Here is a 13,397-nt window from a genome sequence, read left to right as displayed (position 1 = left end):
CACCAACGCGGGAGGAAGCAATGGCGCGGCGTCATCGAGTGGTCGAGGCGAGTCCCGCGGCGGTGTGGGCCGTCCTCGCGGACGGCAGCCGGTACGCGGACTGGGTGGTGGGCACCTCCTCGTCCCATCCGGTGCGCGGGCAGTGGCCCGAGGTCGGAGCCGCCCTCGAGTACGAGGTGCGGCTCGGCCCGCTGACGCTCACCAACGAGACGGTCGTCCGCCACCGCGAAGAGGGCACCCTGCTGGAACTGGAGGCGAAGGCCGGGCCCCTGGGCACCGCGCGGATCTCCTTGCAGCTACGGCCGTGGGGCGAGAACACCCTCGTGACGGTCGACGAGCATCCGCTGCACGGCGCGGCCGGAGCCCTGCACAACTTCGGCGTGGAGGCCGTGATCCAACTGCGGCACCGCCCGATGCTCGCCCGCCTCGCCCGGGTATGCGCGGCCGAACAGGCCGACCCGGACCACTCGGGGCACCCGAGGACGGGCGCACGCTTCGGCGGGAGCGGAGAGGCCCATGCCTGACGCCGTAGTCATCGGCGCCGGTCCCAACGGCCTGGTGGCGGCCAACCTGCTGGCCGACGCGGGCTGGAGCGTGACCGTGCTGGAGGAACAGCCGGAACCCGGCGGCGCGGTGCGCCACGACCGCGAGGTCGACCCCGACTTCGTCAACGACCTCTTCAGCTCCTTCTACCCGCTCGCCGCGGCCTCGCCCGTCCTGCGCCAACTGCGGCTGCACGAACACGGCCTCCGGTGGAGCCACGCGCCCAGCGTGCTGGCCCACCCCCTCACCGACGGCCGCTGCGCCGTCCTGAACCGGAGGGTCGACGTCACGGCCGGTTCGCTCGACCGCTTCGCGGCCGGGGACGGCGACGCCTGGCGCCGCCTGCACGACGTGTGGGAGGACGTGCGCCCCGACATCCTGGAGGCGCTGTTCACCCCGTTCCCGCCCATCCGCTCCGGCGCCCGCCTCGCCTACCGGCTGCGGACCGGCGGCGGACTGCGCCTGGCCCGCTCCCTCGTGCTCCCGGCCCGCCGCCTGGGTGAGGAGGAGTTCGTCGGCGAGGGCGGCCGGCTCCTGATCGCGGGCAACGCGCTCCACGCCGACCTCGCCCCCGAGGCGGCGGGCAGCGGCGGGTTCGGCTGGCTGATGTCGATGCTCGGGCAGACCTACGGTTTCCCCGTGCCCGTCGGCGGGGCCGGTGAACTCGTCCGGGCCCTGGTCGCGCGGCTCGAGACGCGCGGGGCGAACGTCCAGTGCGGTCGCCGGGTGGACGAGGTCGTCGTACGCGGCGGACGGGCCGTCGCCGTACGCACCGCCGACGGCGAGACCGTACCGGCGGCACGCGCCGTCCTCGCGGACGTCTCCGCACCCGCGCTGTACGGAGGTCTCGTCGCCCCCGAGCACCTGCCCGCCCAGGTCATGGACGACCTGCGCCGCTTCCAGTGGGACTTCAGCACCTTCAAGGTGGACTGGGCGCTCGACGGGCGCGTGCCCTGGCGGGCGGAGGAGGCCGCGCACGCGGGCACCGTCCACCTCGCCGACGGGGTCGACGAACTCACCCGGTTCGCCGCGCAGAACGCCATGGGCCAGGTACCCGACCGGCCCTTCCTGCTGTTCGGGCAGATGACCACCTCCGACGCCTCCCGCTCACCCGTCGGCACCGAGTCGGCCTGGGCCTACACGCACGTGCCGCAGCGCATCCGGGGCGACGCGGGCGACGACAACCTCACCGGCGCCTGGGACCAGCGGGAACAAGAAGCCATGGCGGACCGCGTCGAACAGCAGGTGGAGCGCTTCGCCCCCGGCTTCCGCTCCCTGATCCGCGCCCGCCGCGTCCTGGCCCCGACCACCCTGCAGACGCTCGACCGCAACCTGCACGGCGGTGCCATCAACGGCGGCACCGCCTCCATGCATCAGCAACTGATCTTCCGGCCCACGCCGGGCACCGGCCGCGCCGAGACCCCCGTCCCCGGCCTGTTCCTCGCCTCCGCGGCCGCCCACCCCGGCGGCGGCGTGCACGGCGCCCCCGGAGCCAACGCGGCACGCGCCGCCCTGCGCCGCCGGGCGCCGGCCCCGCTGGCCGCGGCGCAGCGCATGCTGGCCCGTCGCGACCGCACCGGCCGCAAGAATCCGTGACGACACCGGTCCCCGGGCCGTCCGAGGCGCCGACGAAGGGCGAACAGGCATGCACGACAGTCCTCTGAGCGGCCGTACGGTCGTGGTGACCGGAGCGGCGCGGGGCCTGGGGGCGGCCCTGGCAGGGGAACTGGCCGGGCGCGGTGCGCGGATCGCCCTGCTGGGCCACGAGAAGGCGGGCCTCGAAAGCGTGGCGGCGTCCCTGCCCACCCCGGCCATCGCCCTCGCGACGGACGTGAGTGACGCCGAGGCGCTCCGGGCGGCGGCCCACACCGTGCGCACCCGCCTCGGACGGCCGTCCGTCGTCGTCGCCAACGCGGGCATCGCGGAGGCGGGCCCCCTGCGCACGGCCGACCCGCGGTCGTGGCAGCGCGTCATCGACGTCAACCTCACGGGCAGCGCGTTCACCGCGCGGACCTTCCTGGAGGACCTGACCCACACCCGGGGCTACTACTTGCAGATCGCCTCTCTGGCGGCCGTCGGAGCCGTACCGATGATGAGCGCGTACTGCGCCTCCAAAGCGGGGGCGGAGGCGTTCGCCCACGCGCTGCGCGCCGAGACCGCCCAGGACGGCGTGGCGGTCGGCGTCGCCTACCTCAACTGGGTCGACACCGACATGATCCACGACGCGGACGACCATCCGGCGCTGCGGGACCTGCGCGCCATGCTGCCGCCCCCGGCCCGCCGCGTCATGCCGGTGGGCCCGGTCGCCGCCCGCCTCGCCCGGGCCGTGGAGCACCGCCGTACCGCCGTCTACGTACCGGCCTGGGTGCGCTGGGCACAGGCGGGGCGGGGGCTGCTGGCGCCCGTCATCACGAGCCGTGCCCGGGCCCACTACGCGCGTCGGGCGGCGGGGGCGCCATCGCGGCAGTCGGGCCCGCTGGGGGAGGGTGGTCTCGCCGACCACTCCCTCGCGGACGTCTCGGAACGCGAGGGCCGGTAGGTGTGGGGCCGGCGGGACAACGCCGCATCGGCTGACCCGGACCCGGCGACGGCGGTAGGCTCGTGCTCTGTCGACCTCACTTTCGGAACGGGAGGGTGCTGGGATGTCCCGGAGTCTGCCCTTCCGCAGTGCTGACCAAGTGGCCCACGTCGCCTGCCACGTGTCGGAGCTGCTGGAGGTCCTGTGGGGCCGTGGCCAGGAGGCCGCGCCCGCGGGGCCGCTGCCGCTCTCGCAGTTCCGGGCGCTGACGGTGATCGAGGATCAGCAGCGGGTCAACCAGAGGACTCTCGGTGAGGCGCTCGGCTCGCGCCCGTCCTCCGTGAGCCGCCTGTGCGACCGGCTGGAGGCGGCCGGCCTGGTGGAGCGGATGGCGAGCCCCACCAGTCGCCGGGAGGTCGATCTGCGGCTGAGCCGTCGTGGCTCGGCGGTCCTCGACGATTTCCGCGCATCCCGGGCCCGGGAGATCGAGGCGGTTCTGCGGAGCATGTCACCCGCCCATCTGCGCACGCTCGCCGAAGGTCTGGAGCGGTTCCAGGACGCTGCCGCGGCGCACATCGCGCCGGGCGGCGCCGACGGCGAGGAGGACGGCTCCTCGGAGGCCATCGCCTGACCGGCGCGACGCCGCTGAGCGGTCACGCGCGGGATACACTTCTACAACAGTTGCCGCATGGCAACTTTTTTCGTGCTGTGCGTTCCCGCCCGGCTCGTAGGCGCGGTGCGTGATGCGGTGGCGCAGGACGCCCGTTCTCGTCTCCCCCTCGGCAGGCGGCCCGATGTGTTGGAGATGGCTGCTGTGAAGAACTTTCTGGCCGTGGAGCGTGCTGTCCGCACCGCTGAGCCCTTCGGGCTGCTGGAGGCGGCGCGCGCCGCACTGAAGGAGCACTACGACGCCCTGAGCGTCGACCTGCTGCTGGCCGACTACGCTCTCACCGTCCTTCAACCGGTGACGGATCTGCCCCACACCGCCGAGCCGCTGCCCGTCCACGACAGCCCGGCCGGTCGCGCCTTCGACAGTCAGGACCCCTACCGGCACGCCGTGAGCGGCGGGGGAGCGGTGGACGTCTTCCTGCCGGTGACCGTCCGCGGCGACAGACTCGGCATTCTCGTGGTGCGCGTACCGGAACGAAGATGCACGCGCGAGGAGGTCGAGGAGTTGAGCGCCCTCGCGGAGATCCTGGGCCGTGAGATCGTCGTCGCCGACCGGGACACCGACGTCTATCTCCAGGCGCGCCGGGCCAGTCGTCTCACCCTGGCCGCCGAGATGCAGTGGCAATTGCTGCCGGGGCGCTCCTCCACCCGTACCGAATACGCGATCGGCGCCCAGCTCGAACCCGCGTACGCCATCCATGGCGACAACTTCGACTGGGCCGTGACCGACGACACCCTCACCCTGACGATCACGAACGGCATGGGGGAGGGGATCGGGGCCGCACTCCTGACCAACCTCGCCGTCAACGCGCTGCGCAACGCCCGCAGGGCCGGCCTCGGCATCGCCGACCAGGCGGCCCTCGCCGACCAGGCGCTCTACGCGCAGCACCGTGGTGAGGAGTACGTCTCGACGCTGCTGCTCTCCTTCGAGCTGGGGACGGGGCGGGTGGAGGTGGTGGACGCCGGTTCGCCGCAGCTCTGGCGGCAGCGCGACAGGACCGTGGACCACGTCCCCTTCGAGGCCCAACTGCCGCTCGGCATGTTCGAGGAGACCGATTACGTCGCGCAGGAGTTCGATGTGCGACCGGGTGACCGACTGCTGTTCGTCAGCGACGGTGTCTACGCCGCCCTCTCCGAGACGGGTGAGGAGTACGGCGAGCGCATGCTCGCGCGCGCGATCCAGGCCGCGAGCCTCCTGCCCGCGTCGGCGGTGCCCCGGGCGATCCTGCGGGAACTGGCCGCGCACCTGAACGCCGTCGCCGACGACGACGCGCTCGTGGTGTGCCTGGACTGGTTCGGTCGCAAAAGCGAGGCATGAGGTCCGCGCTTCGCGGTACCCGGGTCTGTCGGCCGGTCGCGCGGAGGAACGGTCATGGTTGCCGGGGCACCCCCGGGCGTGCAACTGTTGCCCTATGGAAACTGTTATGCGTCATACCGTTCCGGAACCTCGGCGGGCCGGTCTTTCCGAAAGCCGGTCGACGTCCTGAGGTCCCGACACGTGGAGGTGGACACCGCCGCCGTCCCGCGTGACTCGTACCCGACGGTCACGGTGGACAAGGCCGGCCGTGTCCTGTCCTGCAACGACGAAGCGGAGGAACTCCTCCGAGGGCTCAGGTCCGGCGCGCTGCTGTCGGAGACGGCTCCCGGCTGGCTGGCCGAGGCGCACGCCCGGGTGCTCAGGACCGAGGGGCCGGGGCTGCTGCCCGCGGCCCGCGGCCGGGTGAACGAGCGGACGGTGGACGCCTTCCCCAGCCGCGGGGCCGACGGCGCGGTGTCCTGGTGGCTGGTCGACGACGGCGACCTGCGATGCGCCCGTGACCAGCTCGAAAGTGAGCGGATCCGTTCACGGGTGCTCCAGGAGGTCTCCAGCGAGCTGCTGGCCTCGCTGAACGCGGAGCGGTGCATGGAAGTGACCGCCCGCATGGCCGCAAAGCATCTCGCGGACGCGGCGCTCATCGTCGGCGTCCGCTCCGGGCGCACGTACCCCGTCACCCGCTGCACCGCCGACGGTTCCCTGACCCAGGAGCAGATGGCACTCGATCCCGGTGAACTGCCGGGCCTGTCCGAGGCGTTGCTCGGCTTCCCGCCGGTCCCCTCGCGCTGGATCGACCCCGACCAGGTGCCGCAGTGGGCGATCCCGCCCGGTCTCACGGCCGAAGGCGGCCGGATCGGCTCGGTCGTGGTGGTCCCCCTGCCGGGACACGGCCTGCCCGCCGGGGCCATCGTGCTGATGCGCCGCAGCCGGGAAGCGGCGTTCACCGACGGCGAGGAGGCCTTCGCCCGGCTCTTCGCCGCCCGCGCCGGCGCGGCCCTGTCGGCGGCCCGGATATACGCGGAACAGACCCACATCACCGAGGTGCTGATGCGGGAGCTGCTGCCGCCGGTGCTGCAAGGCGTACGCGGCATCGACTTCTCCGGCCGCTACCGCGCGGCCGCCGCCAGCGAACGGGTCGGCGGTGACTTCTACGACGTCTACCCGGCCGACAGCGACGAGGCGGAGACCTTCGCGGTCCTGGGTGACGTGTGCGGCAAGGGACTGGAGGCCGCCGTGCTCACGGGAAAGATCCGCAACACGCTGGAGGCGCTGCTCCCGTTCGCCGCCGATCACCACCGGGTGCTGACGCTGCTGAACAACGCGCTGCTCACCTCGCACCACACCCGGTTCGCCACCCTCGCCCTGGCCTCCGTACGGCGCGCGGGCAGCCGGGTGCGGCTGCGGGTGTCGAGCGCGGGGCACCCCACGCCGCTCATCGTGCGCAACGACGGGCGGGTCGAGGAGGCGGACACCCACGGCATGCTCATCGGCGCCCTGCCCACGAACATGCTCAAGGTCACCACCGCGAGCGTGGAGCTGGAGCCGGGGGAGACGTGCCTCCTCTACTCCGACGGCATCACCGAGGCGCACGGCGGACCGCTCGGCGACACCATGTTCGGTGAGCAGCGGCTGCGGGAGACCCTGGCCAGGTGTGCCGGTCTGCCGGCCGAGGCGGTCACCGAGTACGTACAGATGGTCGCCTCGCAGTGGATCGACGGCGGTCCGCACGACGACATGGCCCTGCTGGCCATCACCGCACCGCGCAACAACCACCTCACCGCGGTGGACGGACATACTCGGGGCAGGTTCACAGCATGACGACAGGAGAGACGGCCCTGGGCACCCCGGCGGCGCCGGCCTACGGCGAACTGCGCGAGCTGCTGTGGCGAGCCTTGATCGACTGCGACGGGGCGGGCGCGGTCGCGCTGGTCCGCGACGCCGTACGCGCGGACGCGTCCGTTCAGGTCCCGATCGCCGCCGAACGGGTGCTGCTCGACCTGATCGCCCCCGTGCAGGAACGTGTCGGCACCGAATGGGCGGCCGACAGGATCTCGGTCGCGCAGGAGCACGCGGCGACCGCGACCAACGAGCGCTGTGTCTCCGCCGTCGCCGACACGGCCGCGTCCGCGCTGCCCGGACAGCGGCTCGGCCGGGTGACCGTGGCGTGCGTGGACGGCGAATGGCACGCCCTGCCCGCCCGCCTGGTGACCGAAGTCCTGCGCCTGCGGGGCTGGACCGTCGATCACCTGGGCGCCCAGGTCCCCACCGAGCACCTCATAGCCCATCTCCACCGGCGCGCCTGCGACGCCGTACTGCTGTCGTCCTCGATCCCGGCCCGGCTGCCCGCCGCCCACACGGCGATCAGCGCCTGCCGGACCACCGGTACGCCCGTCATGGCGGGCGGCGCCGCGTTCGGCCCCGACGGCCGCTACGCCCGTCGGATGCGGGCGGCCTGGGCCCCGGACGCCGTCGGCGCCCACACCCTGCTCGTCCAGGGCCTCGAGCGGCCCACCGTCGAAGCGGCCCGCCTGCCGGACCTCGACCTGCCGCACCTCTCCGACCAGGAGTACACCCTTGTCGGAAAGACGAAGCGGCGCCTGGTCAAACAGACGCTCGCCGACGTGGAGGAAGCCTTCGCGCCGATGCGCCGCTACAGCTCCTCCCAACGGGAGCGCACCGCCGAGGACATCGACCACATCGTCACCTACCTGGGCACCGCGCTCTACGTCGACGACGCCGACTTGTTCACCACATTCGTCACCTGGACCGCCGGCATCCTCGGCGCCCGGGGCGTGCCTCCGGCGGCCCTGCTGCCCGCACTCGACTCGCTTTTGCGCCAGTTGACCGATTTCCCGCGCGCCGAGGCCATCCTGACCGCGGCCCGCACGACCCTGACCGTTCCCGGACCCGGACGGCCCGTATGAGCACCTACGCCGCTTTGGACCTCACCGTCTCCGCCGCCGACGACGGCGCGCTCACGCTGCACGTCGAGGGGCCCCTCGACTACGACACCAGCGGGCTGTTCACCGAGCGCACCGACCGGGCGCTGGCCGACCACCCCGCCGCCCGCGTCGTGCGTCTGGACTGTTCCGGCCTGAGCGGCGTCGACTCCATGGGCCTGGCCGTCCTCCTCGGGCTGCGCCGCAGACTCGACGGCGCCGGGGGAACCCTGCACATCATCGAACGCCCCCCGCGCCTCGACCGGCTGCTCACCATCACCGGCACCTTCGACTACCTCGTCAGCGTGGAGTCGGAGACCGGTGACGGTGATCCGGGGCAGCCGCAGGAGCGTCGATAGGGTGTCCGGGTGGACAGTCGTGAACCAGACAGGACGACCGCGGATCCCCACCCCGATCTGCAGGCACTCGCCGTACAGCTACGCCGCCTCAACGGCGAACTGAACCGCCTGGTCCACGGCTTCGCCGCCGGGCAGGACCTGCACCCCACCGACGTGCAGGCGCTCGCCGCCATCCTGGATTCCGAGGTGCCGCTCACTCCGAGCGCGCTCCGCCGCCGCCTGGGTCTCACCTCGGGCGCCGTGAGCGCGTGTGTGGACCGGCTGGAGCGGGCGGGCCACATCAACCGCGTCCGCGAGAGCACGGACAGAAGAGTCGTTCACCTGCACTACGTGCCGGGCGCGCGTGCGCAGGCCAGACGGTACTTCGGGCCTCTCGCGGAGGCCGCCGACCGGGTCCGCGGCCGTTACGACGCGCCCGAACTGGCCGTCGTGCTCAGGTTTCTGGGTGACCTGAACGAGGAACTCGGCGAGACGAACGGGCCGCCGGCCCGGTAGCCGGAGCGGACGCGGCGACCGGAAGGAACGGAGAGGCGGCTCCATTTAACTCAATCATTAAGATACTTTTGGATTGAGTTTGTTTGTCCATGCCGCCTGCCCTGGGAGACCCATGTCCCGCACCACGCGAGGTACACGCTGGCTCGTGCCCCTCGTCCTGCTGATCGTCTGGCTCGCCGTCGGCGCCACGCTGGGGCCCTACGCCGGGCGGCTCGGCGAGGTCGCGACCAACGACCAGGCGGCGTTCCTGCCGCGCAACGCCGAGTCGACCCGCGTGATCGACGCGCAACGCGCCTTCCAGGAGGACGAGACCCTCCCGGCGATCGTCGTATGGACCGCCGACGACGACGGCCGCGTCGGCGCGGACCAGCGCGAGCAGGCCACCCGGGCGCTGGCCGGGCTGCGCGGGACACCCGGGGTCGTCGGCAAGACGTCTCCCGCCGTGCCCTCCAAGGACGGCAAGGCGCTTCAGGGCATCGTGCAGCTCCGACCCGACCTCGGCGACGACCTCTCGCCCACCCTCGACCGGATCGAGCGGGCGGCGGCACAGACCAAGGGCACCACGGTCGCCGTCGCGGGACCGGCGGCGAGCCAGGCCGACCTCTCAGGCGCCTTCGCGGGCATCGACGGACTGCTGCTCCTGGTCGCCCTCGTCACGGTCCTGGTGATTCTGCTGCTGGTCTACCGCAGCGTCCTGCTGCCCTTCGTGATCATCCTCGGAGCGGTGTTCGCCCTCGGCGTCGCCTGCGCCGTCGTCTACGTCCTCGCCGACCACGACGTCGTCCGCGTCGACGGACAGGTGCAGGGCATCCTCTCCATCCTCGTGATCGGCGCGGCCACCGACTACGCCCTGCTGCTGACCGCCCGCTACCGCGAGGAACTCGCCGGGCGCGACGACCGGTTCGCCGCGATGCGGGCCGCGCTGCGCCGGTCGACCGGAGCGATCGTCGCCAGCGCCGCGACCGTCGCCCTCGGCCTGCTCGCCCTCCTGCTCAGCGACCTCACCAACAACCGCGCCCTCGGCCCGGTCGGCGCCATCGGCATCGTCTGCGCCGTCCTGAGCACCCTCACCTTCCTGCCCGCCGTACTGGTGCTGCTGGGCAACGCCGCGTACTGGCCCGCGCGTCCGCGCCCGGCCGACGCGGCGGGCGGCGGCCACGGCGTGTGGGCCCGCGTCGCACACGCCGTGCGGAAGGCGCCGCGCACGATCTGGGCGGTGGCCCTCGGCGGGCTGCTCGTCTGCGCGGCCTTCGCCCCCGGACTGGACTCCAAGGGCGTACCGCTCGACGAGATCTTCGTCAACGACGCTCCGTCGGTCTCCGCGCAGCAGACGCTGGCCGCGCACTTCCCCGGCGGCTCGGGCAACCCGGCCGTGGTGATCGCCGAGGCGGGCCACGCCCGGGAGGTCACCGCGCGGGCCGAGGCGACCGGGGGCGTGGCCGACGCGGCGGCCCTCGGCGCCCAGGGACGGCCCGGCGGCCCCGCCCGCGTCGTGGACGGCAAGGTCCGGATCGACGTCACGCTGAAGGACCCCGCCGACAGCGACGCGGCGAAGGCGACCATCTCCCGGCTGCGCTCCGCCCTGCACGGCGTGGACGGGGCCGACGCTCTGGTCGGCGGCTACACGGCGCAGCAGTACGACACCCAGCACACCGCGGAACGCGACCGCGCGCTGATCGTCCCCGTCGTCCTGCTCATCATCCTGGTCATCCTCGTCGGACTGCTCCGCTCCGTGCTCATGCCGTTGCTCCTGGTCGCGACCGTCGCCCTCAACTTCCTTGCCACGCTGGGCATTTCCTCCCTCGTCTTCCAGCACGTCCTCGGCTTCGGCGGCACCGACGCGTCGGTGCCGCTGTACGGGTTCGTGTTCCTCGTCGCGCTCGGCGTGGACTACAACATCTTCCTGATGTCCCGGGCCCGGGAGGAATCACTGGAACACGGGGTCCGCGACGGCATCCTCAAGGCCCTCGTCGCCACGGGCGGGGTGATCACGTCGGCCGGTGTCGTGCTGGCCGCGACGTTCGCCGCCCTGGGTGTCATCCCGCTCGCGTTCCTCGTACAGATCGCGTTCATCGTGGCGTTCGGCGTCCTGCTCGACACGCTGGTCGTGCGCTCGCTCCTGGTCCCCGCGCTCGTCCGGGACATCGGACCGAAGGCATGGTGGCCCGGCCGACTGAGCCGCCGCACGGACTGACGAACCCCTCCCGCTCACGCGCCGCCCCTTGCTTGATCGCGGTCTTGTCAGGGGCGCAAGGCGTGGATAGGACTGTCCGTCGGGGGAGTCCCATCGGACGTCTGTGAGACGGAGCGGCCCATGAGCCAGGCGCGTAGGACGGCAGTCAGCCGACGGCGGGTGCTGGGCACGGCAGCCGCGGTGGCCGCGGCCACCGCGGTGGCGCCACCGGGGACCGCCGCCGCGGCACCGGAACGGAAACGGTCCGAACGAGCCCGCCGACGCTCACATGCCGAACGCGTCACGATCACCCGCGACGACTGGGGCATCCCGCACATCGTGGGGGAGACCGACGCCGACGCGGTGTTCGGGATGATGTACGCGCAGGCCGAGGACGACTTCGACCGGATCGAGCGCAACTACCTCGTCTCTCTGGGCCGCCTGGCCGAGGCCGAGGGGCAGAGCGCCCTCTGGCAGGACCTGCGCCAGCGACTGTTCCTCGACCCGGCGGCGCTGAAGAAGGACTACGCGAAGTGCCCCGGGTGGCTCCGCGACCTGATGCGCGCCTGGGCGGACGGGCTCAACCACTACCTGGCGACACACCCCGAGGTACGCCCGCGCGTGCTCGACCGGTTCGAGCCGTGGATGCCGCTGAGCTTCTCGGAGGGCAGCATCGGCGGCGACATCGAATCGGTGCTGCTCAGCCGGCTCGAAGCGTTCTACACCGGCCGCGACGTGCCGATGACCGACGAGGAGCGCGGCCTCGTCGCACGGGAACCGACGGGCTCGAACGGCTTCGCCGTCGCGCCGAGCCGCACCCGCGACGGCCACGCCCTGCTCCTCATCAACCCGCACACCAGCTTCTTCTTCCGCTCCGAACAACATGTGACAAGCCGTGAGGGTCTCGACGTCTACGGCGCCGCGACCTGGGGGCAGTTCTTCGTCTACCAGGGCTTCAACGCGCACACCGGCTGGATGCACACGACGAGCGGTGTCGACAACATCGACGAGTTCGCCGAGACGATTCTGACGAAGCCCGACGGCTCCCGCCACTACCGCTACGGCGGCGAACTGCGCCCCGTCACGACCAAGAGGATCACCCTGACCTACCGCACCGAGGACGGCCGACAGGAACGGCGCACCTTCACCACGTACGCCACCCACCACGGCCCCGTCGTGCGGGAGGCGGACGGCGCCTGGATCACCTGCGCGCTCATGAACAGGCCCGTCGAGGCGCTCAAGCAGAGCTTCCTGCGGACCACGACGAGCACCTACGGGGAATACCTGCGGGTGGCGGGCCTGAAGGCGAACAGTTCCAACAACACGCTCTTCGCCGACTCCCGGGGCGACATAGCCTTCCTGATGCCGCAGTTCATGCCGGTGCGGGAGGACCGCTTCGACCACCTGCGCCCCCTCGACGGCAGCGACCCGGCGACCGACTGGCACGGCCTGCACAGTCTGGACAGCATGCCGCACGTCGTGAACCCGAGGAACGGCTGGGCGTTCAACACGAACAACTGGCCCTGGACCGCCGCGGGCCCCCGACAGCCCCGACGCGGCCGACTATCCGCGCTACTTCGACAAGGTCGGCGAGAACCCGCGCGGGCCGCAGGCGGTACGGGTGCTGTCCGCGCGGGACGACTTCACGCCGCGCACCCTGATCGAGGCCGCGTTCGACCCGTACCTGAGCGCCTTCGCACGGCTGCTGCCGGGGCTCGTCGCGGCATGGGACCGACTCCCGGCGGGCGACGGGCAGAAGGCGAGGCTGGCCGGACCGGTCGCACTGCTGCGTGGCTGGAACCACCGATGGGCCGCGGAGTCGACCGCGACATCGGTGGCCGTGTTCTGGGGCGAGGACATATGGGCGCTCACGTCCGGGGCGGCGGCCGAGGCCGGGACATCGGTGTGGGACTACATCGACGACCGCGCGAGTGACGCCCAGCGGCTCACCGCGCTCGACACGGCGATCCGGCGCCTGACGCGGGACTTCGGGGACTGGCGGGTGCCCTGGGGCGACATCAACCGCTACCAGCGCAACGACGGCGCCGTCGTCCAGCGGTTCAGCGACGCCGAGCCGAGCATCCCCGTGCCCTTCACCTCCTCGCGCTGGGGCTCCCTCGCCTCGTTCGGGGCGAAGGCGTACCCGGGGACGAAGCGGTACTACGGCACGAGCGGCAACAGCTTCGTGGCGGTGGTCGAGTTCGGGCCGCGGCCGCGGGCCTGGGCGGTGACGGCGGGCGGCGCCAGCGGCCACCCCGACTCCCCGCACTTCGACGACCAGGCCGCGCGCTACGCCACGGGCAGGCTGCGGCCGGTCTACTTCTCCCCGGACGACCTCAAGGGCCACATCGAGCGCAGGTACCACCCGGGCGACTGACCCCGGCGC

11 protein-coding genes and 1 pseudogene are annotated in these 13,397 nt (G+C 72.5%); all 12 read left to right on the top strand.

Translation table 11 applies throughout. The annotated features are described in order from the left end of the window. Positions 1-20: 20 nt before the first annotated feature. The 12 genes and pseudogenes from ACIRF8_RS18605 to ACIRF8_RS18550 all read left to right on the top strand — a co-directional run bounded on the left by ACIRF8_RS18605 (position 21) and on the right by ACIRF8_RS18550 (position 13,388). Positions 21-524 carry an SRPBCC family protein gene (locus ACIRF8_RS18605; RefSeq protein ID WP_404216151.1) on the top strand — a complete coding sequence of 168 codons (504 nt, stop codon included), beginning with the start codon at positions 21-23 and terminating at the stop codon, positions 522-524. Beyond that, positions 517-2,139, top strand: coding sequence for a phytoene desaturase family protein (locus tag ACIRF8_RS18600; RefSeq protein WP_404216149.1), 1,623 nt, complete (start codon positions 517-519; stop codon positions 2,137-2,139). The genes ACIRF8_RS18605 and ACIRF8_RS18600 overlap by 8 nt, the downstream gene beginning before the upstream one ends. Before the next feature lie 49 nt (positions 2,140-2,188). Beyond that, positions 2,189-3,082, top strand: a complete 894-nt coding sequence (locus ACIRF8_RS18595) for an SDR family oxidoreductase (RefSeq protein ID WP_404216147.1) — start codon at positions 2,189-2,191, stop codon at positions 3,080-3,082. 103 nt (positions 3,083-3,185) lie between these two features. Next, complete coding sequence (locus tag ACIRF8_RS18590) at positions 3,186-3,692, top strand: MarR family winged helix-turn-helix transcriptional regulator (protein ID WP_404216145.1); 507 nt, start codon at positions 3,186-3,188, stop codon at positions 3,690-3,692. Positions 3,693-3,866: 174 nt separating this feature from the next. Then, positions 3,867-5,048, top strand: a complete 1,182-nt coding sequence (locus ACIRF8_RS18585) for a PP2C family protein-serine/threonine phosphatase (RefSeq protein WP_404216143.1) — start codon at positions 3,867-3,869, stop codon at positions 5,046-5,048. A gap of 180 nt (positions 5,049-5,228) precedes the next feature. Continuing rightward, entirely contained in the window at positions 5,229-6,863 is a 1,635-nt protein-coding gene (locus ACIRF8_RS18580) for a PP2C family protein-serine/threonine phosphatase (protein ID WP_404216141.1), read from the top strand. Continuing rightward, on the top strand, positions 6,860-7,969 hold the full coding sequence (locus tag ACIRF8_RS18575; RefSeq protein ID WP_404216139.1) for a B12-binding domain-containing protein: 1,110 nt from the start codon (positions 6,860-6,862) through the stop codon (positions 7,967-7,969). Before ACIRF8_RS18580 ends, ACIRF8_RS18575 begins: the two co-directional genes overlap by 4 nt. Beyond that, positions 7,966-8,343 carry an STAS domain-containing protein gene (locus tag ACIRF8_RS18570; protein WP_404216137.1) on the top strand — a complete coding sequence of 126 codons (378 nt, stop codon included), beginning with the start codon at positions 7,966-7,968 and terminating at the stop codon, positions 8,341-8,343. Before ACIRF8_RS18575 ends, ACIRF8_RS18570 begins: the two co-directional genes overlap by 4 nt. A gap of 9 nt (positions 8,344-8,352) precedes the next feature. Next, on the top strand, positions 8,353-8,838 hold the full coding sequence (locus tag ACIRF8_RS18565; RefSeq protein ID WP_404216135.1) for a MarR family winged helix-turn-helix transcriptional regulator: 486 nt from the start codon (positions 8,353-8,355) through the stop codon (positions 8,836-8,838). A 112-nt stretch (positions 8,839-8,950) separates the two neighbouring features. Then, entirely contained in the window at positions 8,951-11,032 is a 2,082-nt protein-coding gene (locus ACIRF8_RS18560) for an MMPL family transporter (RefSeq protein ID WP_404216133.1), read from the top strand. A 120-nt stretch (positions 11,033-11,152) separates the two neighbouring features. Continuing rightward, positions 11,153-12,586 (top strand): annotated as a pseudogene (locus tag ACIRF8_RS18555) (penicillin acylase family protein); the annotation flags it as partial. Between the two features lie 46 nt (positions 12,587-12,632). Then, positions 12,633-13,388, top strand: coding sequence for a penicillin acylase family protein (locus ACIRF8_RS18550; RefSeq protein WP_404216131.1), 756 nt, complete (start codon positions 12,633-12,635; stop codon positions 13,386-13,388). Positions 13,389-13,397: the final 9 nt, after the last annotated feature.

This window comes from Streptomyces sp. NPDC102406, from assembly GCF_044765725.1.
Taxonomy (GTDB): domain Bacteria; phylum Actinomycetota; class Actinomycetes; order Streptomycetales; family Streptomycetaceae; genus Streptomyces.
Note: the sequence above shows the minus strand (reverse complement) of the source record. Positions and strands in the feature narration are given on the sequence as shown.

What these genes read in the sequence shown, in the direction of transcription:
- ACIRF8_RS18605 (WP_404216151.1), top strand. Translation starts at nt 21, where the DNA reads ATGGCGCGGCGTCATCGAGTGGTCGAGGCGAGTCCCGCGGCGGTGTGG.
- ACIRF8_RS18600 (WP_404216149.1), top strand. Translation starts at nt 517, where the DNA reads ATGCCTGACGCCGTAGTCATCGGCGCCGGTCCCAACGGCCTGGTGGCG.
- ACIRF8_RS18595 (WP_404216147.1), top strand. Translation starts at nt 2,189, where the DNA reads ATGCACGACAGTCCTCTGAGCGGCCGTACGGTCGTGGTGACCGGAGCG.
- ACIRF8_RS18590 (WP_404216145.1), top strand. Translation starts at nt 3,186, where the DNA reads ATGTCCCGGAGTCTGCCCTTCCGCAGTGCTGACCAAGTGGCCCACGTC.
- ACIRF8_RS18585 (WP_404216143.1), top strand. Translation starts at nt 3,867, where the DNA reads ATGGCTGCTGTGAAGAACTTTCTGGCCGTGGAGCGTGCTGTCCGCACC.
- ACIRF8_RS18575 (WP_404216139.1), top strand. Translation starts at nt 6,860, where the DNA reads ATGACGACAGGAGAGACGGCCCTGGGCACCCCGGCGGCGCCGGCCTAC.
- ACIRF8_RS18570 (WP_404216137.1), top strand. Translation starts at nt 7,966, where the DNA reads ATGAGCACCTACGCCGCTTTGGACCTCACCGTCTCCGCCGCCGACGAC.
- ACIRF8_RS18560 (WP_404216133.1), top strand. Translation starts at nt 8,951, where the DNA reads ATGTCCCGCACCACGCGAGGTACACGCTGGCTCGTGCCCCTCGTCCTG.